At 58.1% G+C, this 23,820-nt stretch carries 20 protein-coding genes; 14 read left to right on the forward strand and 6 right to left on the reverse strand.

From position 1 onward, the window contains the following. Positions 1–3 precede the first annotated feature (3 nt). Both JT31_RS09430 and JT31_RS09435 read right to left on the reverse strand, forming a co-directional pair. Positions 4–873 carry a fumarylacetoacetate hydrolase family protein gene (locus JT31_RS09430; RefSeq protein WP_038475972.1) on the reverse strand — a complete coding sequence of 290 codons (870 nt, stop codon included), beginning with the start codon at positions 871–873 and terminating at the stop codon, positions 4–6. Positions 874–896: 23 nt separating this feature from the next. Beyond that, positions 897–2,261, reverse strand: a complete 1,365-nt coding sequence (locus JT31_RS09435) for a 2-hydroxycarboxylate transporter family protein (protein WP_038475974.1) — start codon at positions 2,259–2,261, stop codon at positions 897–899. Between the two features lie 304 nt (positions 2,262–2,565). On the opposite strand from JT31_RS09435, the gene JT31_RS09445 reads away from it, so the two are divergent. Both JT31_RS09445 and JT31_RS09450 read left to right on the forward strand, forming a co-directional pair. Next, positions 2,566–4,182: an ATP-binding protein gene (locus tag JT31_RS09445; protein WP_038475979.1), complete on the forward strand. Its 1,617-nt coding sequence runs from the start codon at positions 2,566–2,568 to the stop codon at positions 4,180–4,182. A 10-nt stretch (positions 4,183–4,192) separates the two neighbouring features. After that, positions 4,193–4,882, forward strand: coding sequence for a response regulator (locus tag JT31_RS09450; protein WP_038475981.1), 690 nt, complete (start codon positions 4,193–4,195; stop codon positions 4,880–4,882). A 32-nt stretch (positions 4,883–4,914) separates the two neighbouring features. Here JT31_RS09450 and JT31_RS09455 read toward each other — a convergent pair whose 3' ends face one another. Next, positions 4,915–6,435: a PAS domain-containing methyl-accepting chemotaxis protein gene (locus JT31_RS09455; protein WP_038475984.1), complete on the reverse strand. Its 1,521-nt coding sequence runs from the start codon at positions 6,433–6,435 to the stop codon at positions 4,915–4,917. Positions 6,436–6,739: 304 nt separating this feature from the next. On the opposite strand from JT31_RS09455, the gene proP reads away from it, so the two are divergent. The 6 genes from proP (at position 6,740) to JT31_RS09485 (ending at position 14,241) form a co-directional block, all read left to right on the forward strand. Continuing rightward, on the forward strand, positions 6,740–8,245 hold the full coding sequence (gene proP, locus JT31_RS09460) for a glycine betaine/L-proline transporter ProP (protein ID WP_038475987.1): 1,506 nt from the start codon (positions 6,740–6,742) through the stop codon (positions 8,243–8,245). A 929-nt stretch (positions 8,246–9,174) separates the two neighbouring features. Beyond that, positions 9,175–10,743 (forward strand): ABC transporter substrate-binding protein, encoded by a 1,569-nt coding sequence (locus JT31_RS09465; RefSeq protein WP_038475990.1) that lies wholly within the window; start codon positions 9,175–9,177, stop codon positions 10,741–10,743. A gap of 86 nt (positions 10,744–10,829) precedes the next feature. After that, a complete protein-coding gene (locus tag JT31_RS09470) occupies positions 10,830–11,873 on the forward strand; it encodes an ABC transporter permease (RefSeq protein ID WP_038475993.1) in 1,044 nt (347 codons plus the stop codon). Then, positions 11,873–12,706: an ABC transporter permease gene (locus tag JT31_RS09475; protein ID WP_038475996.1), complete on the forward strand. Its 834-nt coding sequence runs from the start codon at positions 11,873–11,875 to the stop codon at positions 12,704–12,706. The genes JT31_RS09470 and JT31_RS09475 overlap by 1 nt, the downstream gene beginning before the upstream one ends. Beyond that, positions 12,699–13,532, forward strand: coding sequence for an ABC transporter ATP-binding protein (locus tag JT31_RS09480; protein WP_038475999.1), 834 nt, complete (start codon positions 12,699–12,701; stop codon positions 13,530–13,532). The genes JT31_RS09475 and JT31_RS09480 overlap by 8 nt, the downstream gene beginning before the upstream one ends. Beyond that, the gene (locus tag JT31_RS09485; protein WP_038476002.1) at positions 13,519–14,241 is read left to right on the forward strand and encodes an ABC transporter ATP-binding protein; all 723 of its coding nucleotides are present in this window, start codon (positions 13,519–13,521) and stop codon (positions 14,239–14,241) included. The genes JT31_RS09480 and JT31_RS09485 overlap by 14 nt, the downstream gene beginning before the upstream one ends. A gap of 4 nt (positions 14,242–14,245) precedes the next feature. On the opposite strand, the gene JT31_RS24270 is transcribed toward JT31_RS09485, so the two are convergent. Next, the gene (locus JT31_RS24270) at positions 14,246–14,443 is read right to left on the reverse strand and encodes a hypothetical protein (protein ID WP_038476005.1); all 198 of its coding nucleotides are present in this window, start codon (positions 14,441–14,443) and stop codon (positions 14,246–14,248) included. Between the two features lie 200 nt (positions 14,444–14,643). Here JT31_RS24270 and ygjG point away from each other — a divergent pair, with 200 nt between their 5' ends. Continuing rightward, positions 14,644–16,041 carry a putrescine aminotransferase gene (gene ygjG / locus JT31_RS09495; protein WP_200882458.1) on the forward strand — a complete coding sequence of 466 codons (1,398 nt, stop codon included), beginning with the start codon at positions 14,644–14,646 and terminating at the stop codon, positions 16,039–16,041. Positions 16,042–16,154: 113 nt separating this feature from the next. Here the strand turns inward: ygjG and lsrG are convergent, their stop codons facing one another. Continuing rightward, positions 16,155–16,445, reverse strand: a complete 291-nt coding sequence (gene lsrG, locus JT31_RS09500) for a (4S)-4-hydroxy-5-phosphonooxypentane-2,3-dione isomerase (protein ID WP_038476008.1) — start codon at positions 16,443–16,445, stop codon at positions 16,155–16,157. After that, positions 16,442–17,332, reverse strand: coding sequence for a 3-hydroxy-5-phosphonooxypentane-2,4-dione thiolase (gene lsrF, locus JT31_RS09505; protein WP_038476011.1), 891 nt, complete (start codon positions 17,330–17,332; stop codon positions 16,442–16,444). The genes lsrG and lsrF overlap by 4 nt, the downstream gene beginning before the upstream one ends. Positions 17,333–17,501: 169 nt before the next feature. Here lsrF and lsrK point away from each other — a divergent pair, with 169 nt between their 5' ends. The 5 genes from lsrK to JT31_RS09530 all read left to right on the forward strand — a co-directional run bounded on the left by lsrK (position 17,502) and on the right by JT31_RS09530 (position 23,774). Then, the gene (gene lsrK, locus JT31_RS09510) at positions 17,502–19,082 is read left to right on the forward strand and encodes an autoinducer-2 kinase (protein WP_038476014.1); all 1,581 of its coding nucleotides are present in this window, start codon (positions 17,502–17,504) and stop codon (positions 19,080–19,082) included. 299 nt (positions 19,083–19,381) lie between these two features. After that, complete coding sequence (locus JT31_RS09515; protein WP_038476017.1) at positions 19,382–20,365, forward strand: alpha/beta fold hydrolase; 984 nt, start codon at positions 19,382–19,384, stop codon at positions 20,363–20,365. Positions 20,366–20,416: 51 nt separating this feature from the next. Then, positions 20,417–21,157: a response regulator gene (locus tag JT31_RS09520; protein WP_038476020.1), complete on the forward strand. Its 741-nt coding sequence runs from the start codon at positions 20,417–20,419 to the stop codon at positions 21,155–21,157. Beyond that, on the forward strand, positions 21,154–22,455 hold the full coding sequence (locus tag JT31_RS09525; RefSeq protein WP_038476023.1) for a sensor histidine kinase: 1,302 nt from the start codon (positions 21,154–21,156) through the stop codon (positions 22,453–22,455). The genes JT31_RS09520 and JT31_RS09525 overlap by 4 nt, the downstream gene beginning before the upstream one ends. A gap of 128 nt (positions 22,456–22,583) precedes the next feature. Beyond that, entirely contained in the window at positions 22,584–23,774 is a 1,191-nt protein-coding gene (locus tag JT31_RS09530) for a cytochrome c biogenesis protein DipZ (protein WP_038476026.1), read from the forward strand. The last annotated feature ends 46 nt before the right edge of the window (positions 23,775–23,820 follow it).

A 23,820-nucleotide genomic window follows, 5' to 3' on the forward strand; every position in this document is an offset into this window, starting at 1 on the left:
GCGTTAGTGGGCCACCGCCCCTGAAACCTGCGGCACGCGTGACTCAACGATCACATTGCTGAGATGGCCGATACGCTCAATCTCAACCTCGATGCGGTCGCCCGGCTTCATAAACAGCGGTGGCGTGCGCTTCTTGCCAACGCCGCCGGGAGAGCCGGTAATGATCACGTCGCCCGCGCTGAGCGAGGTGAAGGTCGAGATGTATTCGATAAGCTCGGCCACCTTGTGGATCATGCTACTGGTGTTGTCTTCCTGCACCATGCGGCCGTTCAGCCAGGTGCGGATCGCCAGATCGTGCGGGTCACGAATTTCATCCGCCGTGGTCATCCACGGGCCAAAAGCGCCGGTCTGCGGCCAGTTTTTCCCGGCGGTAAACCACGTGTGCTGCCAGTCGCGTGCCGAACCGTCCATATAGCAGCTGTAGCCGGCCACGTGGCTCAGCGCATCCGCCGCGGCAATGTTCACACCGCCTTTGCCGATGATCACCGCCAGCTCGCCTTCGTAGTCGAATTCGCTGGAATGATGAGGTTTCACCACCGGGGAATCATGCCCGGTCTGGGAGTCCGCGAAGCGCACAAACAGCGTCGGGGCGGGGTTGTGCTGGTCGAACTCTTTGCGCTTGTCGGCGTAGTTCATGCCAACGCAGAGGATTTTCTCCGGACGTTCGATGACCGGCAGCCAGCGAACGTCTGCGGCCGCAACATCGGCCTTCAGCCCGGCAAACGCCAGCGCTTCATGTACGGCGTCCGCCGCCAGCAGCGCTTTCAGGTCCGCAAAACGCGAGCCTAAACGACGGCCCAGGTCGATGATGCCTTCCGGCGTAACCACGCCGTAGCTCCGCTGACCCTGAAGTAAATAACTTGCGAGTTTCATAACAGTTCCTGGTTAATCAAAAATCAGACAAGAAAGTTGCCAAGCACCAGCAGCGCCACCGAAACGTTGATCGCCCCACCGATGCGGGTAGCAATCTGGGCGAACGGCATCAGCGACATACGGTTGCCGGCGGTAAGAATCGCGACGTCGCCGGTGCCGCCCTGCCCGCTCTGGCAGCAGGAGACGATGGCTACATCGATTGGGTGCATGCCGATCTTTTTCCCGACGAAGAAGCCGGTCGCCACCAGCGCGCTGACGGTGCTGACGATCACCAGCAGGTTGGTAAGGGTGAAAGCGTCAACCAGCTCGTTCCACGGGGTGATCGCCACGCCGACGGCAAACAGAATCGGGTAGGTCACGGCGGTCTGGAAGAATTTATAAACCACCTGAGAACCCGCCAGCATACGTGGGGAAACGCCGTGACAGAGCTTGATCAGCACCGCGACAAACAGCATGCCGACCGGCGCAGGCAGGCCAATCAGTTTATGCAGCAGCATACCTACCATGTAGAGCAGCACCGCCAGCAGCGCGCCGGAAGCGATAGTGGTAACGTCCGCTTTGCCGCTAAACAGGGCAGCGGTTTGTTCTTTTTCGCCGCCGTTGGTTTTGCCCGGCATCAGCTCACCTTCACCGGTCAGGTGCGGGAAGCGTTTACCCAGCTGATTCAGGCAGCCGGAGATAACGATAGCCGTCAGGCTGCCCAGCATCACGATAGGCAGAATGCGCCCCAGCGCTACGCCCTGGTCCATATGCAGCAACGTGGCGTAGCCGATAGACAGCGGGATCGCCCCTTCCCCCACGCCCCCGGCCATGATCGGCAGGATCAGGAAGAAGAAGATTTGGAACGGCTCAAGGCCTAAAGCCAGGCCAACGCCCATGCCGACTACCATGCCCACCACTTCGCCGCACAGCATCGGGAAGAAGATGCGCAGGAAACCCTGAATCAGCGTGGTGCGGTTCATGCTCATGATGCTGCCGACGATGATGCAGCAGATGTAGAGGTAAAGAATGTTGGTGGATTTATAGAATTTGGTGGTGGACTCCACCACCGCATCCGGCAGCAGGCCGTAATACACCAGCGCGGAAGGGATGAAGGTGGCACAGATGGCGGCGGCGCCCATCTTGCCGATCACCGGCAGGCGCTTGCCAAACTCGCCGCAGGCAAAGCCAAAGAAGGCCAGCGTCGCCACCATCACCACGATATCGCTCGGCAGCTTACCGCCGAGGCAGTCGATGGCGATCAGCGCCCCGGCCAGCACAAACAGCGGCAGCGGGATGATGCCCACCTTCCAGCTGTCGAGAATATGCCACCAGCGCTCCTTGATCGTCGGCTTATTAATATCAATAGATTCAGGAATGATGTTGTAGGAATCATCGGTCGTGCTCATATTCAAGCCCCTTTTTTAATTTGTCGGGGCAGACTAAAAGATTAAATACCTATGTAATGTGAGGGATAGCAGATTAAAACCGTTAATTTAAAGGCATCTATGACGTTAATGGTTTTAATTCCCGCCGTGGTTTTTATGGTTTTTATTCCCAGGCTTAGATAAACCTTAAGAGAAGGAAAAAATCGGCTGAAATTGCCGAAAAGTGCCGTTGCGTGAGGTTGTTCAAACTTTCGCTCAAAGCCGCGCAGCCAGCGGTTTATAGGTGTTAAGCTGCCGTTTTGCCTCACTGAATACACGCTGGCCTATGAAAGTCTCCTTTCAAATACGCTTATTTATCTATCTGGTTGCTTTCTTTTCCGTGCTATTTGCCATGCTCGGGACCTATTACTATTTCGACGTTGGCCGCCAGCTTTACCAGGAAATGAGTACCCGGGCGAGAATGCAGGCAGAGGATATTGCTTTAATTCCTTCGTTGCGGGAATCGGTAGAAAAAAAAGATATTCCGGCGATACACGACTTTATGCAAAAGCTGGTCATCCATAGCGATGCCAGCTTTATCGTCATCGGCGACGAACACGGCATCCACCTCTACCATTCCGCGCATGCCGACCGGGTGGGCAAAACCCTGGTTGGCGGCGATAACGAAGAGGTGCTGCGGGGCAAAAGCATCACCACGCTGCGCCAGGGGGGTCTTGGCCTGTCGCTGCGCAGCAAAGCGCCGATATTCGACCAGCACGGCAAAGTGATTGGCATCGTGTCGGTGGGCTATCTGAAGAGCTACCTGGATGACGTCACGTCCGGCAAGGTGATCAACATCCTGCTGGCGGCGGTGATCCTGCTGCTGGCGCTGTTTGTTTTCTCCTGGTACTTCACGCGCAGCATCAAAAAGCAGATGTTCTCGCTGGAGCCACGGCAGATCAGCCTGCTGGTGCGCCAGCAAAAAGCGATGATGGAGTCGATTTATGAGGGCGTGATCGCCATCGACAGCCGCTCGCAGATCGAGGTGATCAACAAAGCGGCGAAGAAACTGCTTGCCCTGGAACAGCCTTCGCGCGAGATCCGCGGCAAGCAAATCTCCGAGGTGATCGAGCCGGTAACGTTTTTTGATCCGCAGGTAATGCTGGCGCGGGATACCCACGATGAAATCTGCGCCTTTAACGATCTTAGCGTGCTCGCCAGCCGGGTCCGCATCGAACTTGAGGGCGTTTTGCAGGGCTGGGTTATCACCTTCCGCGACCGTAAAGACATTGATAGCCTGAGCTTCCAGCTCAGCCAGGTTAAGCGTTACGTGGACAACCTGCGCATCATGCGGCACGAGCAGCTTAATCGCATGGCAACGCTTGCCGGGCTGCTGCATATGGCCCGCTACGACGACGCCAAACGCTATATCAAGGCGCAGTCCGAGCACGCGCAGGAAGTGCTGGATTTTGTCTCCGCGCGCTTCTGTTCCGCCACGCTGTGCGGCCTGCTGCTGGGGAAATATGCCAGAGCACGAGAAAAAGGCGTGTCGCTGGCGTTCGACCCGGCCTGCAGCATGACGAGAATGCCGTCTAACGTGCCGGAATCCGAGCTGATTTCGATTATTGGTAACCTGCTGGATAACGCCATCGAAGCCACCCAGCGCGCCGAAGGCGAGCACCAGCCGGTGGAAGTTTATATCGTGATGAACGACCGGGAGCTGGTTATCGAAGTGGCCGACCACGGCGTCGGCATTGCGCCTGAGCTGCGCGACCACATTTTCACGCCGGGCGTCACCACCAAAACCCACGGCGACCACGGGCTCGGCCTGCACCTTATCGCCAGCTACGTGGCGCTGGCGAAGGGCACCGTGGAGGTTTCAGACAACCTGCCGAGCGGCACCGTGTTCTCGGTATTTATTCCAGACGTTGTCGTTCCGGGGAGCGACCTCAACCCAACGTAAGGCTTTGAGTATGCAAAATGAAATGATTAACGTGCTTATCGTGGAGGATGAAAGCGAACTTGCCGCACTCCACGCCGAGCTGATTGATAAGCACCCTCACCTCCACCTGGTCGGGATAGCCAACAGCCTGGCGAGCGCGCAGCGCCTGATGCTGGAAAAGCAGCCGCAGCTGATCCTGCTGGATAACTACCTGCCGGACGGCAAAGGCATCACGCTGTTTGGCAGCGACCTGCTCAAGCAGCACGCCTGCTCGGTGATTTTTATCACCGCCGCCAGCGATATGGACACCTGCAGCCAGGCCATTCGCAGCGGGGCGTTTGACTACATCCTCAAGCCGGTATCGTGGAAGCGCCTCAGCCACTCGCTGGAGCGCTTTGTCCAGTTCAGCCAGCAGCAGCGCGAATGGAAGGTGGTCGATCAGCAGAACGTCGATAAGCTTTACGAGCTTCAGGCACGAAATGCCCCGCTGGACGCGGGCAGCAAGGGTATCGAGGAAAATACGCTGGAGCTGGTGCAGCGCCTGTTCCGCGAAGGCGAAGCCCAGCGCTGCTTCTCGGTTGACGACGTGGTCAGCGAAACGCGGCTAAGCAAAACCACCGCCCGCCGCTACCTGGAACACTGCGTTGAGAAAGGCTTTCTCAGCGTCGAAATGCTGTACGGCAAGATTGGTCATCCTCGCCGCCTGTATAAACGGAGCTAAGCGAATAGCGCAAACTATCCGCTTTGAACGCCTTAGCCCAGAACCGTGACCGCATCCTGCAGGCGAGTCGCGCGGTGTTTAACCATCGCCGACACCTGGGCCCCCTCTTCCACCAGCTCGGCATTTTTCTGCGTGATGGCGTTCAGTTCAGCCACCGCGCGGGTAATGTCCGCCAGGCCATCCGCCTGCTCAGACGTGGCGTGGCTTATCTGCCCGAGAAGCCGGGTGACGTTCTGCACCTGCGCCACGATGTCCTGCATGGTGCGCCCCGCCTCGTGAACCTGCACCGTGCCGGACTGCACCTTGCTGGCGCTGGCGTCAATCAGCTTGCGGATGTCGTTGGCCGCGCTGGCGCTACGCTGCGCCAGGTTACGTACTTCCCCGGCCACCACGGCAAACCCTTTGCCCTGCTCACCGGCACGGGCCGCTTCCACAGCGGCATTAAGCGCCAGAATATTGGTCTGGAAAGCGATATCGTTGATCAGGCTGGTGATAGAACCGATGCGCTGGGTGCTGTCGGCAATGTCATCCATGGTGGTCACCACGGTTTCCATAGCCTGGCCGCCCTGCGCCGCCGCATCACTGGCGGAGCTGGAGAGTTTGTCCGCCGCCGACGCGGTTTCCGAGTTGGTTTGTACCGACGCCGCCATCTGGTTCATGGTGGCGACCGTCTGCTGCACGTTGACCACCGTCTGACGGGTACGCTCATTCAGATCGTCGTTTCCTTTCGCCATCGCCTCGCTGCCGCTGCGCACGTTCGCCACCTGGCTGCTGACGTCGTTTATCAGCCAGCGGCACATCAGCCCAAGCTGGCCGATGGAGCGCAGGATAATGCCGATTTCATCGCTGCGCTGAAGGTGCTTCACGCGGTGGCTGTTGCCGGTCGCCACTTCCAGCGCCTGGCGGGCAACGTTTTCCAGCGGGCGAGCAATTTGCCATTCCAGCAATGTGCAAGCTAAGGCGGTAAACGCCGCGATGGCGAGCATTTGCAGCGGGCTTTGTCCCAGCACGAACGCCGAGGCCATCAGCAGAATAAACAAACCGCTCATTAGCCCACGGATGCGCCAGCGCAAAGATAGCGTGGGCAGTTTGCCGAACAGCCCCTTACGCAGCACCAGCCCTTTATAAATGGTCTTATTGCTGCGGCCTTCATTCAGCGCCTTGTAGAGCGGTTCTGCCCCAGCAATTTCTTCCGGCGAGGCCTTGGTGCGAATAGACATATAGCCGGTAGTTTTGCCGTGACGCACCACCGGTACCGCATTGGCGCGTACCCAGTAATGGTCACCGTTTTTACGGCGGTTCTTCACGATGCCGGTCCACGGTTCGCCCTGCTGGAGGGTAAACCACATATCGGCAAAGGCCGCCTTTGGCATATCGGGATGCCGCACGAGGTTGTGCGCAGCGCCGCTCAGCTCATGTAGCTGGTAGCCACTGACCTGCACGAAGGTATCGTTCGCATGCGTGATGTAACTTTTCAGATCGGTGGTGGACATCAGGGTCGTATCGTCATCAAGCGTGTATTCACGCTGGGTGACCGGCACATGGGCGGACATAGCAACTCCCTTTGAGAGGTTATCCAGATGTTAATGCTTTGGTGGTATGCATGTTATTTCGGCGGGATGAAATTTTACTTTAGTTTAAAAATTTGATATTGATCACAGTTCTAAGTATTAGCCACATAATTTATGAGACTAGCTTAAGCATTACATTTCACATAGTTTCAATTGGTTATTACTTTTCACTTCGCTTTATTGCCGCCTCATCTGAGTGCTGCAGTTTTCGCCAGCGCTTCTTGCGCGGCGCACTACACTTACAGAGGGAATTTTTACCCCCGCAAGGAAAACACGAGGATAAAAGATGCTAAAAAGGAAAAAGAAAGTCAGACCGATCAAGGTCAGTGACGTCACTATCATTGACGATGCGCGTCTGAAAAAAGCCATCACTGCCGCTTCACTCGGCAACGCGATGGAATGGTTTGATTTTGGTGTTTACGGTTTTGTTGCTTACGCACTAGGTAAAGTCTTCTTCCCGGATGCCAGTCCGAGCGTTCAGATGATCGCCGCGCTGGGGACCTTCTCTGTTCCTTTCCTGATTCGTCCACTGGGCGGCCTGTTCTTCGGGATGCTAGGGGATAAATACGGTCGTCAGAAAATCCTGGCTATCACCATCGTCATCATGTCGCTCAGTACGTTTGCTATCGGGCTGATTCCGTCCTATGCCACCATCGGCATCTGGGCACCTATCCTGCTGCTGCTGGCCAAAATGGCTCAGGGCTTCTCGGTAGGCGGCGAATACACCGGGGCCTCTATCTTCGTGGCGGAGTACTCGCCTGACCGTAAGCGCGGCTTTATGGGCAGCTGGCTGGACTTCGGTTCGATTGCCGGGTTCGTCTGCGGCGCGGGCGTGGTGGTGCTTATCACCGCTATCGTCGGCGAAGAGAACTTCCTCGACTGGGGCTGGCGTATTCCGTTCTTCCTCGCGCTGCCGCTAGGCATCATCGGCCTCTACCTGCGCCACGCGCTGGAAGAAACTCCGGCGTTCCAGCAGCACGTTGAGAAAATGGAGCAGGGCGATCGCGAAGGTCTGGCAGACGGTCCAAAAGTTTCGTTCAAAGAGATTGCCACCAAGCACTGGCGCAGCCTGCTGGTCTGTATTGGCATTGTTATCTCGACCAACGTCACCTACTACATGCTGCTGACCTACATGCCGAGCTATCTTTCGCATAACCTGCATTATTCGGAAGAGCACGGGGTGCTGATCATCATCGCCATTATGGTGGGGATGCTGTTCGTTCAGCCGATGATTGGCCTGCTGAGCGACCGCTTTGGCCGTCGGCCGTTTATCCTGCTGGGCAGTCTCGGCCTGTTCCTGCTGTCGATTCCGGCCTTTATGCTGATTAACAGCGGCGTGATTGGGCTGATCTTTGCCGGATTGCTGACCCTGGCGGTGGTGCTGAACTTCTTTATCGGCGTGATGGCCTCCACGCTGCCGGCGATGTTCCCGACCCATATCCGCTACAGCGCCCTGGCTAGCGCCTTTAATATTTCGGTGCTGATTGCGGGCGTGACGCCAACGGTTGCCGCATGGCTGGTGGAAACCACCCAGAACCTGATGATGCCGGCTTACTACCTGATGGTGGTGGCGGTTATCGGCTTTATCACCGCTGTCACCATGAAAGAAACCGCCAATAAACCGCTGAAAGGCGCGACGCCGGCGGCATCGGACATTGCGGAAGCGCGTGAAATTGTTCAGGAGCACCACGACAATATCGAGCAGAAAATTGAGGACCTGGATAAGGAAATCGAAGATCTGCAGGCGAAGCGTGCCCTGCTGGTGGATCAGCACCCGAGGATTAACGAGTAGTTTTCCCCTCACCCTAACCCTCTCCCCGTGAGGGAGAGGGGATGAATAGAGAGCTCTCACCTGCGCGTGGGGGCCTTTTTTTGCTCTTTTTCCAGCTCTGCCTCTTCGTGGCAAATATCCACGATAATGCAGAGCCAGATAGGGTTCCGTTCACTTCCAGAGCTGCTTCATATGTAGCCCCCGCATCGGTGAACGACTCGGGGAAATCACCGTCATTTCCCCGAGACCCCGGACTCCCGGCCAAATAAATCGACCGCTGAAGCGGCAGACCTCCGTTTTATCTCCCAGTCCTGGGTCGGCTGAGATGCGTTCCCGACGCTCTCAGCCTCCGGCCGTTCCCGACGCCCGGACCCTGGCCAGTCGGAGAGAAAACGGAGGCGATTTAAGCCGGAACCGAGCCTTGCTTTTCATCCGCAGCTACTCGAAACGTTAACGTTGCTGTAAGCCCTACAGCTACGCCCTTGTTCCCGGCTCTCATCGCCCCCGGTTATGACCCAACTCAGGCGGGGTTGAGCTGCCGGGAGCAGCGAAAGAGAGCGATCGTCGGGAACGAATCGCGAACGACCCCGAATGTTTGGGTGATAGCCGGTGGGTTTACCGCTTCAGCGGCGATGAGCTCGCCGGGCGCCGGGGCTGTTCGGGGGATGGCGTTATCCCCCGGACACGTTCACCGTGCTCTGAACGTACAGGGAAAAATAGATCTGCGGGTGAACGGAACCTTAGCCGACCCTGCATAATCGAGACCATTTCTAGAGACGGAGTAATCCTCCCTGAAGGCGACCCCGCCTCAAGTTTTCATCACTTTATCGCATTGGATATATCGTATATTTATATGCAAAGCGCAATTTTGACTTTGTGAATTGAGATAACTCACCTAACGTAAATACACAGAGAAAAACCGATAAAAAACACCATTACAGGGTACACACATGCAAAAGAAAGTCCTGCCATTACTGCTGCTGGCTGCGCTGTCTGCAGCTTCTCACGCTGCCACGCCACCGGATACCCTGGTGGTTGCTCAAGGCCTGGATGACATCGTCAGCCTTGACCCGGCCGAAGCCAACGAACTCTCAAGCATCCAGACCGTGCCAAGCCTGTACCAGCGCCTGGTGCAGGCAGACCGTACCGATCCGGCCAAAGTTGTGCCGATTCTGGCGGCAAGCTGGCAGGGCGATGCGGCGAATAAAAAGCTGACCATCAAGCTGCGTCCGGACGCTAAATTCGCCTCCGGCAACCCGCTGCGCCCGGAAGACGTAATCTTCTCCTACACCCGCGCGGTGACGCTGAACAAATCCCCGGCCTTTATTCTTAACGTGCTGGGCTGGCAGCCGGATAACATCGCCAGCCAGCTGAAGAAAGTGGATGACCACACGCTGGAAGTGCACTGGACCGCGGACGTAAGCCCGGCGGTAGCCCTGAATATTCTTTCCACGCCAATCGCCTCCATCGTCGATGAAAAAGCGGTTGAACCCAACGTGAAAGCGGGCGACTTCGGCAACGAGTGGCTGAAAATGCACTCTGCCGGCAGCGGCCCGTTCAAAATGCGCGTCTACCAGCCGCATCAGGCTATCGTCCTGGATGCCAATCCGACATCCCCTGGCGACGCGCCAAAAGTGAAAAACATCATCATTAAAAACGTGCCCGATCCGGCCGCTCGCCGCCTGCTGATTCAGCAAGGTGACGCCGATATCGCCCGTGATTTAGGCTCTGACCAAACCAGCGCGCTCGAAGGCAAACCGGGCGTGAAGGTGCTGAGCATTCCTTCCGCCGAGCAAAACTACCTGGTGTTTAACGTCGGCAACAATGCCAACCCGCTGCTGAAAAATCCTGCGCTGTGGGAAGCGGCCCGCTACCTGGTTGATTATCAGGGCATCACCAAAGATCTGCTGAAAGGCCAGTACTTCGTGCACCAGAGCTTCCTGCCGGTCGGTTTCCCTGGCGCACTGGAAAACACGCCGTTTAAATTCGACCCGGCGAAAGCGAAAGAGATCCTGGCGAAAGCGGGCATCAAAGACGCCCATTTCTCGCTGGACGTGGAAAACAAACCGCCGTTTATCACCATCGCGCAGTCGATGCAGGCGAGCTTTGCCCAGGGCGGCGTGAAGGTGGATCTGCTGCCTGCGGCAGGTAGCCAGGTTTACGCCCGCGTTCGTGCGAAGCAGCACCAGGCCGCTATCCGCCTGTGGATCCCGGACTATTTCGACGCCCACTCCAACGCCAGCGCCTTTGCCTATAACGACGGCAAAGCGAGCACCGTGGCCGGGCTGAACGGTTGGCAGATTCCGGAACTGAACAAACAAACGCTGGCCGCCGTGGCGGAAGCCGATCCGGCCAAACGCAAAGATCTCTATACCAAACTGCAGGAGGAGCTGCAGCGTAGCTCCCCGTACGTGTTTGTCGACCAGGGTAAAACCCAGGTTGTAGTGCGCGATAACATCAAGGGCTATCAGCAAGGCCTGAATGCGGATATGGTGTATTACGATAACGTCACTAAATAACTGAACGGCCTCTCGCCCTGCCCTTTTCACCATCAAAGAAACGGGGCGAGAGGTTAATCACCATCAGCGCATAAAAAGAGTTACCCATGTCCGAAGTTTCTCCCTCGTCGCAGCGCCTGCGGCGCCCGCTGCTTACCCTGCTTCAGGGAATATTTACCCTTGCTCTCACCCTTATTGGCCTGCTGCTGATTACCTTTGCTTTGTCCGCGCTTTCCCCGGTGGACAGAGTGCTGCAAATCGTCGGCGATCACGCCAGCCAGTCCACTTACGATCAGGTTCGCCACCAGCTAGGGCTGGATCGGTCGCTGCCCGTGCAGTTCTGGCATTACCTCGTCAATCTTGCCCACGGCGATTTGGGCATAGCCAGCTCAACCGGCCAGCCGGTGCTGCATGATTTACTCTCGGCTTTCCCCGCCACGCTTGAGCTTGCCACCCTCGCGCTCATCATCGGCAGCGTGCTGGGCGTGCTTTTTGGCGTGCTTTGCGCCCGCTTTGCCGGTTCACCGTGGGATCTCGCAGTGCGCACGTTTACCCTGCTCGGAAACTCGGTGCCTATTTTCTGGCTCGGCCTGCTGATGCTGGCGCTGTTTTATGCCCGCCTGCAGTGGAGCGCCGGGCCGGGAAGGCTCGATGATATTTACCAGTACAGCGTCGAGGCCAAAACGGGCTTCGTGCTGATTGATACCTGGCTTTCCGGCGATAAAGGCGCGTTCCTCAACGCCGTTAACCACCTGATTCTGCCGGTGCTGCTGCTGGCCTATTATTCTCTCGCCAGCATCACCCGCCTGACGCGCACGGCCTGCCTCAGCGAAATGAATAAAGAGTACATTACGCTGGCTCGCGCGAAAGGCGCAGGTGACATGACGATTCTGCTGCGCCACGTTCTGCCGAACATTCGCGGCACGCTGTTCACCGTGATCGCGCTGGCTTACACCAGCATGCTGGAAGGTGCCGTGCTGACGGAAACCGTCTTCTCCTGGCCGGGCATTGGCCGCTATCTCACCACCGCGCTGTTTGCCGGTGATACCACCGCGATTATGGGCGGCACGCTGCTGATCGGCGTGTCGTTTGTGCTGATCAATAACCTGACCGACATACTGGTGCGTGCCACCGATCCGAGGATCCGCTAATGCCGTCTTCTCTTTTCCTGCGACGCATGCTGCGCTCTCCGGCCGCCCTCAGCGGGCTGATTATCATTGCCGGGCTGGTGCTTATTGCGCTGTTTTCCCCGCTGCTGGCCCCGTTCGATCCTAACTGGCAGGACGCCGCCGCGCGCCTGCAGGCACCCAACGCTCACCATCTGCTGGGTACCGACAGCTACGGTCGCGACCTGCTTTCACGCCTGCTTTACGGCACCCGCCCGGCGCTGGGCCTGGTGCTGCTGGTTACGGTCATTACCCTGCCGGTTGGGCTGCTGATTGGCATTCTTTCCGGCTATTACGGCGGCTGGCTGGAGCGTATTCTGATGCGCTTTACCGACGTAGTGATGTCGATGCCGCGCCTGATCCTGGCCTTCGCTTTTGTGGCGATGCTTGGCCCAGGGTTGGTTAACGGCGCGCTGGCGCTCGCTTTGACAACCTGGCCTGCCTATGCGCGCCAGGCAAGAAGCGAAATACAGCGGCTGCGCCACAGTGATTATCTTGCCGCCGCAGAAATGATGGGAATTAAAGGCATTCGGCTGCTGGGCGGCCACATCCTGCCGCTGTGTCTGCCTTCCGCCATCGTGCGCCTGGCGCTGGATCTTGCCGGGATTATTCTTGCCGCCGCCGGACTCGGGTTCCTGGGCCTCGGCGCCCGTCCGCCGATGTCCGAGTGGGGCTCAATGATTGCCGACGGGATGCAGGTGATTTTCGATCAATGGTGGATTGCCGCTATTCCTGGCACCGCCATTCTGCTGAGCAGCCTGGCCTTTAACCTGCTGGGCGATGGCCTGCGCGACGTGCTGGAGCCGCAACATGACTAACAGAATTACCGTTTCCGGGCTGAATATCGACTACCCCGGCAGCCGGGTTGTCAGCAACCTTTCCTTCACCCTCGGCAATGAACGCCTTGCGCTGGTCGGGGAATCCGGTTCAGGAAAATCCATGACGGCGCGAGCCCTGATGGGGCTGGTGCGTAAGCCAGGTAAAGTGAGCGCGGAGCAGCTTAGCGTGATGGGGCACGACCTGCTCGATATGAACGCCCGTAGCTGGAACCAGCTGCGCGGCAGCGATATCGCCATGGTGCTGCAGGACCCGCGCTATGCGCTAAACCCGGTGAAAAGCGTGCTGCAGCAAATTGACGAGGCGCTCCGCCTGCACCAGAAGCTCTCAACAGCCGAACGCCGCGATCGCTGCCGCGAGCTGGTGCAATCCGTTGGCTTACCGGACGCGGTGCTGCAGCGTTACCCCGGCGAGCTGTCCGGCGGCATGGGCCAGCGCGTGATGATCGCCATTGCGCTCGCTAATAACCCGAAAGTACTGATTGCCGACGAACCAACCTCGGCGCTGGATGCTCGCTTGCGCAACCAAATCCTTGAGCTGCTGGTAGCCCAGTGCGAACAGCGTCAAATGGCGCTGCTGCTGATTAGCCACGACCTGCCGCTGGTGGCGGAACACTGCCACCGCGTGCTGGTGATGTATCAGGGGCAAAAAGTGGATGAAATGGCGGCGAGCGCTCTGCCGCAGGCCACGCATCCCTACACGCGCACGCTCTGGACCTGCCGTCCAAATGCCGACACCTATGGGCAGATGCTGCCGACGCTGAACCGCAGCGAATTCCAGCCAGGAGAGAGTCATGGCGATCGTTAAGATTGATAATCTGGGCGTCGAGTTTGCCGCAAAAGGCGGCATCAAAACCGCCGTCGCCGGGGCCAGTTTTGCGATTGAGCAGGGCGAAACCTTTAGCCTGATTGGCGCTTCAGGCTGCGGGAAATCGACCATTCTGCGTGTGCTTGCCGGGCTACAGCGTGAGTGGAAAGGCAGCGTGGAACTGCTGGGCAATAACATTGTTGCCGGGAGGCGTTTTCAGGGAGCCCTGCGCCGCGAAGTGCAGATGGTATTTCAGGATCCTTACGCCTCACTGCACCCCAACCACACGATTTGGCGCACGCTGGCTGAACCGCTAAAAATCCACGGTGAAAGCAATATCGAAGCACGCGTGGAAGAAGCACTAAGCCAGGTCGGGCTGCCGGCCGATGCGGCGAAACGCTATCCGCACCAGCTTTCCGGCGGCCAGCGCCAGCGCGTGGCTATCGCTCGGGCGCTGCTGCTGCGCCCGAAAATCCTGCTGCTTGATGAACCAACTTCCGCGCTGGATATGTCGGTACAGGCTGAAATCCTTAACCTGTTGAACCGCCTGAAGCAGCAGCACGGTATGACCTACCTGCTGGTCAGCCACGATGCCGACGTGATTGCCCATATGTCGGACCGTGCGGCATTTATGGCGAATGGCGTGATTGAGCGCAGCTTCGATCGCACCGCGCTGGTTAACGGTGAACACAGAATGGCGCACGCGTAACGCATTATTCCAGCGTCACCATTTCCTCGTCAGACAAAGCCAGAATGCAGCGATTGCGGCCGGTGTTTTGGCCGTAATACATGGCTTTGTCTGCGCGCCCAATGGCGCTGTACAGGGTCGGCCTCTGGCCTGATCCGGGGCAGGCCATCGCTAATGAATCGCTCTTTTGCACCCTTTCAGGGCGAACGGCCTTTTTATACATCAAAACCCCCTATTTCCCTCTAAATCACGTCGCCGCCGCCAGCATTAAAACACGCAAAATGTAATCCATTGTGATTAATTATTGCACAGATGCAGTCCTGCGGGCGTTTATCCCGATTTCACTTACGGAACGTTACCTGGCGCAATCCCTGCAATACTTATTTTGTGTATCGCGTGATACGCCACACCCAGGAGCACATTTTGAACAGGTTACCTTCCAGCGCCTCGGCACTTGCCTGTACGGCGCACGCACTGAACATAATCGAAAAGAAGTCACTTACCCATGAGGAGATGAAGGCGCTAAACCGGGAGGTTATCGACAGCTTCCAGCAGCATGTTAACCCGGGATTTCTTGAGTACCGCAAGTCCGTTACCGCCGGCGGGGATTACGGAGCCGTAGAGTGGCAAGCGAGCAGCCTGAATACGCTTGTCGACACTCAGGGCAAAGAGTACATCGACTGCCTGGGTGGGTTCGGCATTTTTAACGTGGGGCACCGTAATCCAGTCGTAGTTTCCGCCGTCCAGCATCAGCTGGAAAAACAGCCCCTGCACAGCCAGGAACTGCTCGATCCTCTAAGGGCGATGCTCGCTAAAACGCTGGCCACGCTCACTCCGGGTAAACTCAAATACAGTTTCTTCAGCAACAGCGGCACCGAATCCGTTGAAGCGGCCATAAAGCTGGCGAAGGCATACCAGTCGCCTCGGGGTAAATTTACCTTTATTGCCACCAGCGGCGCGTTCCACGGAAAATCGCTGGGTGCGCTTTCGGCCACGGCGAAATCCACGTTCCGCAAACCGTTTATGCCGCTGCTGCCGGGCTTCCGCCATGTACCGTTTGGCAATATCGACGCGCTGCGCAGCCAGTTCAGCGAATGCCGCAAAACCGGCGATGACGTGGCGGCGCTGATCCTTGAACCAATCCAGGGAGAAGGCGGCGTGATCCTGCCTCCGCCGGGCTACCTGCCTGCGGTGCGTCAGCTTTGTGACGAGTTCGGCGTACTGCTGATTCTGGATGAAGTGCAAACCGGGATGGGACGCACCGGCAAGATGTTTGCCTGCGAGCACGAAAACGTGCAGCCGGACATTCTGTGCCTGGCAAAAGCGCTGGGCGGCGGCGTAATGCCGATAGGCGCCACGGTCGCGACGGAAGAGGTGTTTTCCGTGCTGTTCGATAACCCGTTCCTGCACACCACCACCTTTGGCGGCAACCCGCTGGCCTGTGCGGCGGCGCTGGCAACCATCCACTATCTGCTGGAAGAAAATCTGCCCGCTCAGGCGGCCCAGAAAGGGCAGCTGCTGCTGGATGGCTTCCGGGCGCTGGCCCGTGAGTTCCCGGATCTCATCGTTGAGGCGCGCGGCCAGGGGCTGTTAATGGCGATTGAGTTCCGCGACAACGACATCGGCTACAACTTTGCCAGCCAGATGTTCCGCCAGCAGGTGCTGGTGGCCGGTACGCTGAATAATTCAAAAACCATTCGCGTTGAGCCGCCGCTGACGTTGACGATTGAGCAATGTGAGCACGTGCTGGAGTGCGCTAAACACGCGCTTTACCGGCTGAGAGTTACGCAGGATGAGACGGCAGAGGCGCAGGAAAGCTGATTGAGCCTCACCCCAACCCTCTCCCTGAAAGGGAGAGGGAGTTTTCCGTGCCTGCTGACCGTTTTTTTATCCCCTCTCCCCTCTGGGGAGAGGGACAGGGTGAGGGGCAATCTCTACGGCAGCAGCCCGATAAAACTCCGCTTCTTACGCGGCTCAGACATCATCTCATCCAGCTTTTCAACGCAGGCAAGGTAGTGCGGCGTCTTCTTGTGCGCCAGCACTGCGGCCTCATCCAGGTAAGCCTCGTAGATAAAAAATCGCGTCGCGACATCCGGGTCCTGCAGCACGTCGAAGCGCAAATTGCCGGGCTCTTTGATAGCCCCTTCGTGATTCGCCTGAAACACCGCCAGAAACTCGTCGACGCGCTCGGGCTTAATGTTAATTTCTACCAGCGTTACGTTCATGCCTTATCTCCCTGATGTTTCGCTTCAAGCCAGAACTGATAAGCTTCGCGGGCCGACATATTCTCGTGCACGACTTTTTTCACCGCCTGCAGCATCGCCAGCGGGGCTTCAGACTGGAAGATGTTGCGCCCCATATCCACGCCGGACGCGCCCTGGTCTATCGCCTTAAAGCACATCTCCAGCGCTTCCTGTTCGGGCAGTTTTTTGCCTCCGGCGATGACGATCGGCACCGGGCAGCTGGCGGCGACTTTCTCAAAACCTTCCTCCACAAAGTAAGTTTTAACAAACTGCGCCCCAAGCTCAGCGGCAATGCGGCTTGCCAGCGAGAAATAACGAGCATCACGCGCCATCTCTTTGCCGACGCCGGTCACCGCCAGCGTAGGAATGCCGTAGCGCGTGCCTTCATCCACCAGCTTGATGATGTTGTTGATCGACTGGTGCTCATACTCGCTGCCGATATAAATCTGTGCGGCCACCGCGCAGGCGTTGAGGCGTAAAGCATCCTCCATCGTCACCGCGACGCTTTCGCGCGAGAGTTCGCTAAGAATGGAGTTGCCGCCTGAGGCGCGCAGCACAACGGGCTTGTTGGTTGCCGGAGGCACTACGCTGCGCAGAATGCCGCGGGTACACATCAGCACATCCGTTTCAGGGAACAGCGGCGCAATCGAGAGATCGATCCGCTCAAGCCCGGTGGTTGGCCCCTGAAAATAGCCGTGATCGAAGGCCAGCATTACGGTGCGCCCGGTATTCGGGTTAAAGATCCTCGCCAGCCGCGACTGCATGCCCCAGTCCAGCGCCCCGCTTCCCTTCAGGTAAAAAGCCCGGTTCTCCTGCGGTTGGCCAATACCGAAGTCTTTTCCGTCTTTAATATCATCCAGATCTGCCATGACGTCCTCTCCCGGATCCGTGTGTGAATAAGAGATAGTGTTCAAAAACTTAGTCAGGGATCGGCGATTGCAACCGTGCAGCGATCACAAAACATCCAAATAGATCGGCCAGATCGCCCGCAATAGATAAGAGTTTATTTATTGAACGGGCGACGGAAGAGGTCTGCGAATGAGTTATTTACTTGCACTGGACGCCGGAACGGGCAGTATCCGCGCCGTTATCTTCGATACATCGGGCCAGCAAATCGCCGTTGGCCAGGCCGAATGGAAGCATCTCAGCGTGACCGACGTACCGGGATCGATGGAATTCGATCTCACCGTCAACTGGCAGCTCGCCTGCCGCTGCATCCACGAGGCCTTGCACAAGGCAAATCTCTCGTCTTCGGCAATAAGCGCCGTCTCCTGCTGCTCGATGCGGGAAGGGATCGTCCTTTACGATCGCAGCGGCGAGCCCGTCTGGGCCTGCGCTAACGTGGATGCCCGCGCCAGCCGCGAGGTCAGCGAGCTTAAGGAGATCCATGACTTTCAGTTCGAGTCTGAGGTGTACCACGTTTCAGGCCAGACGCTGGCGTTAAGCGCCATGCCGCGCCTGCTATGGCTGGCGCACCATCGCCCGGACATCTATCGCAAAGCGGCCACCATCACGATGATTAGCGACTGGCTGGCCGCCAAACTTTCCGGCGAGCTGGCGGTTGACCCTTCTAACGCCGGCACCACCGGCATGCTGGACCTGGCGACCCGCGACTGGCGCCCTGCTCTGCTCGATATGGCAGGGCTACGTGCCGACATACTTTCTCCGGTGAAAGAAACCGGCACCTTATTGGGCAGCGTAACGCAGCAGGCTGCCGAAGAAAGTGGGCTGCAGAAAGGCACGCCGGTGGTGATGGGCGGCGGCGACGTTCAGCTGGGCTGCCTGGGGCTGGGCATCGTCAGGGCCGGGCAAACGGCGGTGCTGGGCGGCACGTTCTGGCAGCAGGTAGTCAACCTGCCGGCAATCAAAACCGATCCAGATATGAACATCCGCATTAACCCGCACGTAATTCACAACATGGTGCAAGCGGAGTCGATCAGCTTCTTTACCGGCCTGACGATGCGCTGGTTCCGGGACGCCTTTTGCGCGGAAGAAAAGCTGCTTGCCGGGCGCCTCGGCGTGGATACCTACGCGCTGATGGAAGAGATGGCAGGCCGCGTGCCCGCGGGCTCCCACGGCGTGATGCCAATTTTCTCCGACGCCATGCATTTCAAGCAGTGGTACCACGCCGCACCGTCATTCATTAACCTTTCCATTGACCCTGAGAAGTGCAACAAAGCCACGCTATTTCGCGCCTTAGAGGAAAACGCGGCGATTGTCTCCGCCTGTAACCTGGAGCAGATTTCCGGCTTTTCTGGCGTGAAGTTCGACTCGCTCGTTTTTGCAGGTGGGGGCTCAAAAGGCGCGCTGTGGAGCCAGATCCTCAGCGATGTCACCGGCCTGCCGGTACGTGTTCCGGTAGTGAAAGAGGCAACGGCGTTGGGCTGTGCCATTGCCGCAGGCGTTGGTGCCGGGATTTTCGATTCGCTGGCCAATACCGGCGAGCGCCTTGTGCAATGGCAGCGGGAGTTCACGCCGAACCCGGCGCACCGTGAGCTTTACGACGAGATGAAGCGCAAGTGGCAAAAGGTGTATGCCGACCAGTTAACGCTGGTGGACAGCGGCCTGACGACATCGATGTGGCAGGCACCGGGGCTTGCACCAAGGGTTGTAGGGTAATTTATCCCCTCACCCCGGCCCTCTCCCCAAAGGGGCGAGGGGGAAAACAAACAACATGAAACCTTCATTTCCCCTCTCCCTTTCAGGGGCGAGGGGAAAACAGGGGACTGAGAACATTTTTTATCCCCTCTCCCTTTCAGGGAGAGGGCCAGGGTGAGGGTAAAACCGCTTTGTATCACACTGTATCTCCGGTATAGACAGATACGCCGTCATGCAAAAAGGGCTGATTGGGAAACACGCTGCCTACATTCCCATGATGTGATAGCCGAACACTTTATAACGGCTTCGGAGAAAACATTATGTTCAACAAATTCACCCTGTCTGCGCTGATTGCTCCACTTTCCCTCTCGGTGGTTTTCGCCTGCCAGGCGGAAGCGGCGGGTTTCGATGCTAATCAGATAAAACAGATTAACGCAGGCGTGCTGAACGTCGGCTATGTCGATCTCGGCCCAAAAGACGGGCAGCCGGTTGTGCTGCTGCACGGCTGGCCCTATGACATCAACAGTTTTGATACGGTAGCACCGGAGCTGGCAAAGCAGGGCTACCGGGTTATCGTGCCTAACCTGCGCGGCTTCGGCAGCACTCGCTTCCTTTCCCCTTCCACGCCGCGCAACGGCGAGCCTGCCGCGCTGGCTCAGGATACGGTTGCGCTGTTGGACGCATTACATATCAAACAGGCCATTTTCGGCGGGTATGACTGGGGGGCACGCACGGCGGATATCGTGGCGGCACTGCACCCGGAGCGCGTCAAAGCGCTGGTGTCGGTCAGCGGCTATCTGATTAGCAGCCAGGAAGCGGGGAAAAAACCGCTGCCGCCGCAGGCCGAGCTGCAATGGTGGTATCAGTTCTATTTCGCGACCCCACGCGGTGCGGCAGGCTACGAGAAGAATACCCATGAGTTCGCCAGATTGATCTGGCAGCAGGCTTCGCCGGGCTGGAAGTTCAGCGACGAAACCTTCAATACCAGCGCCAAATCGCTGGATAACCCGGATCACGTCGCCATTACGCTAAGCAACTATCGCTGGCGTCAGGGGCTGGAAAACGGCGAGCAGAAATACGCGGCGGATGAGAAAAAGCTGGCCGCACTGCCGAACATCACCGTACCGAGCATCACGATTGAAGGCGACAATAACGGGGCACCACATCCTGCACCGGCAGCGTATGCCGCGAAATTTACCGGCAAGTATGAACACCGCACCTTCAGCGGCAATATAGGCCACAACCCACCGCAGGAAGCGACGGAAGCGTTTGTGAAGGCAGTAGTAGATGCCGGTAAGCTGTAGTAAAAAAGCTATGCTAGTTTTAGCCTTCACTTTTAGCGCCGGGAGCCCCAGGTGGAACACATCGATCATATTCTCGTGGTGGACGACGACCGCGATATTCGCGAGCTTATCGTCAGCTATCTGGAAAAATCAGGCTACCGGGCAAGCGGCGCGGCAAACGGCAAGGAGATGCGTGCCGTGCTGGACAAGCAGCACGTCGACTTAGTGGTGCTGGACGTGATGATGCCCGGCGACGACGGGCTGACGCTCTGCCGCCAGCTGCGCAGCGATAAACATAAAGACTTGCCGATCCTGATGCTGACCGCCAGAAACGAAGATACCGACAGGATCCTCGGCCTGGAGATGGGTGCAGATGACTACGTGGTTAAGCCTTTTGTCGCCCGCGAGCTGCTGGCGCGGATCAAAGCGATCCTCCGCCGCTTCCGCGCGTTGCCGCCCAATTTGCAGGTGACCGAAGCGGGCAGGATCATCGCTTTCGGCGAGTGGAAGCTGGATACTTCCGCTCGCCACTTAATTGATTTACAGGGCACGATCGTTGCGCTGAGCGGCGCAGAATACCGCCTGCTGCGCGTGTTTTTGGATCATCCGCAGCGCGTGTTGACGCGCGATCAGCTGCTAAACCTGACGCAAGGCCGCGATGCCGAGCTGTTCGAGCGCTCTATTGATTTGCTGGTCAGCCGCGTGCGCCAGCGCTTAAACGAGGATGCACGGACTCCCGCCTACATCAAAACCGTGCGTAGCGAAGGCTATGTACTTTCCATGCCCGTCATTATCGTTGAGGCGCGAGAATGAGGCTGTGGCCCCGCTCCCTGCTGTCCCGACTGTTTCTCATCGTTCTCGTCGGCCTGCTGCTGGCTAACGGCCTGACCCTGGCGCTGACCACTCTTGAGCGAATGAACAGCGCCCGCAGCGTGATGCTGGATAACCTGCAAAACAACGTTTCCACCAGCGTGGCGATCCTCGACAAGCTACCGGCCAATGAGCGCCCCGCCTGGCTGGACAGGCTCGCCCGGGAAAATTATCACTATATTCTTGGCCCTGGTACGCCAGGAAAGCCGCCTGCCGACGAACGTTCGAAAGATGCCATTGCTTCGCTGAAAGAGGCGCTGGGCGAGCGCTACAGGCTGACTTTCACCGCCATTCCCGGCATGCGTTCCCATATTCAGGCCCATTTGACGCTGGCCGACGGCTCGCCGCTGACCATCGACCTTACGCCGCGTATGCCGCCGATTGAAAGCTGGCTGCCGGTGGTGATTGCTATTCAGCTGGTGCTACTGGCGCTTTGTGCCTGGTTTGCCGTGCGCCAGGTGGTACTGCCGTTTACCCGCTTTACCCGCGCCGTTGAAGCGCTGGAGCCGGCCAGCACAAGCACGACGGCGATGCAGGAAAGCGGCCCGATTGAGGTTGAACACGCGGCAAAAGCATTTAACGCGATGCAGGCCAGGATCCAGGGGCACCTGAAAGAGCGCACTCAGATCCTGGCGTCTATTTCACATGACCTGCAGACGCCGATTACCCGCATGAAGCTTCGCCTTGAGATGAGCGATGAGCCGGAGCTGCGCGACAAACTGATGCAGGATTTGGATAACATGACGCATCTGGTCCGCGAGGGAATCGCCTATGCGCGGTCGTCAGAAAGCCTGGAAGAAACGCCGCAGCGCCTTGAACTTCGGGCTTTTGTGGACAGCATTGCCTGCGACTATCAGGACGTCGGCAAAGCGGTGGCGTTTACTGCCCCGGAGGCGGCGCTTCCTCTTTCAACTCGCCCCCAGGCGCTGCGCCGCATCCTGACCAATCTGCTGGATAATGCGCTGAAGTTTGGCACCGCCGCTGACGTCAGCCTGAGCAAAGAAGCAAACCAGGTCACGCTGACGGTTACCGATAACGGCCCGGGGATCCCCGAAGAGGAGCTGGGCGCCGTTTTACAGCCTTTTTACCGCGTGGAAAGCTCCAGAAACCGCGACACCGGCGGCACCGGGCTTGGTCTGGCGATTGCCGCCCAGCTTGTCGGTCAGCTTGGTGGAAAGTTAACGCTCACCAACCAGCCGCAGGGCGGGCTGAAGGCCGGCATCACGCTGCCTGTCTCCTGATTGTATCGCTCTGTATGCGGCTAAGCGGCCGACAAACAAACTGACAATCAGGACGGTTTTCCCACACATCACGAACACATCAGGCGGGTTAAATACCCAGAAATCATCCTGTAACCGTGAGGTGTGTTATGCCCGTTCTGATTGCCTTTCTTGGCGGAATGCTCAGTTTATTAAGCCCCTGTACGCTGCCCGTCATTCCCCTGCTTTTCGCCGCATTTCGCGGTCAAAAACGCCAAATCATCGCCCTGCTTGCCGGCATGGTGGCCATGTTTACCGCCGTCGCTTTGCTGGTTGGCGCTGCCGGGGAGTGGATCGTGCAGGCCACGCTGGTTGGCCGCTGGATTGCGCTGGCGATGCTGGCGCTTGCCGCGTTGACGCTTATCTTCCCCGTGCTTGCCGAACGCCTGATGCGGCCTGCGGTGCAGTTGGGGAACGCTATCAATAACCAAAGCAACCGCGCTCGCGGCATGCTGTCCGCTTTTTTGGCGGGGCTTGCAGTGGGGCTGCTCTGGTCTCCCTGCGCCGGACCGATTTTGGGGGCCATTCTCGGCATCGGCCTGTCCGGCTCTTCGGCGGTAACCACCGGCCTGCTGCTGGCGGCCTACGGCAGCGGCTGCGCGCTGATGCTGGCGCTGCTGTGGTTCTGCGGTCACCGGCTGCTGGCTCGCCTGCGTGAGAAAATGGCGCTGATGGCGCAGCTTCGGCGTGTGGCGGGCGTAGCGATGCTGGCCACCGTGGCGTTTATCGCCTCCGGCACCACGGCGGTGCTGCAAAATGCCAACGGCTTCGGCGCGAAGCTGGAGCAGCACCTGCTGGCGCTTTCCCCAACCGCTGCATCAGCACCGAAGCTGCAGCCCATCGCGGATACCGCACCTACCAGCGCGATGCCGCCGCTTTCCGGAGGAACAGCCTGGATTAACAGCCCGCCGCTGACGCCAGAGGCGCTAAAAGGCAAAGTCGTGCTTATCGATTTTTGGACCTTCGACTGCATTAACTGCCAGCACGCGCTGCCGCACGTCCGCGAATGGGCCAACAAGTATAAAGATCAGGGCCTGGTGGTGATTGGTGTGCATACGCCGGAGTACCCGTGGGAGAAAGATCTCGATTCGGTGAAAAAGGCGGTGGGCAAATGGCAACTGCCTTACCCGGTCGTCACCGACAACAACTATCAGATCTGGAACGCCTTCGGTAACCAGTACTGGCCAGCCCATTATTATTTCGACGCTCGCGGACAGCTGCGCAATGTCTCCTTCGGCGAGGGCAACTACGAACAGCAAGAGCAGATTATTCAGAAGCTGCTGAAGGAGGCTCGCGCCTGATTTTGCCTTCGGGGAGGCGGGAATATGACTCTCATCACATTCGCCG

The sequence above is a fragment of the Cedecea neteri genome, from assembly GCF_000757825.1.
Lineage (GTDB): Bacteria > Pseudomonadota > Gammaproteobacteria > Enterobacterales > Enterobacteriaceae > Cedecea > Cedecea selenatireducens.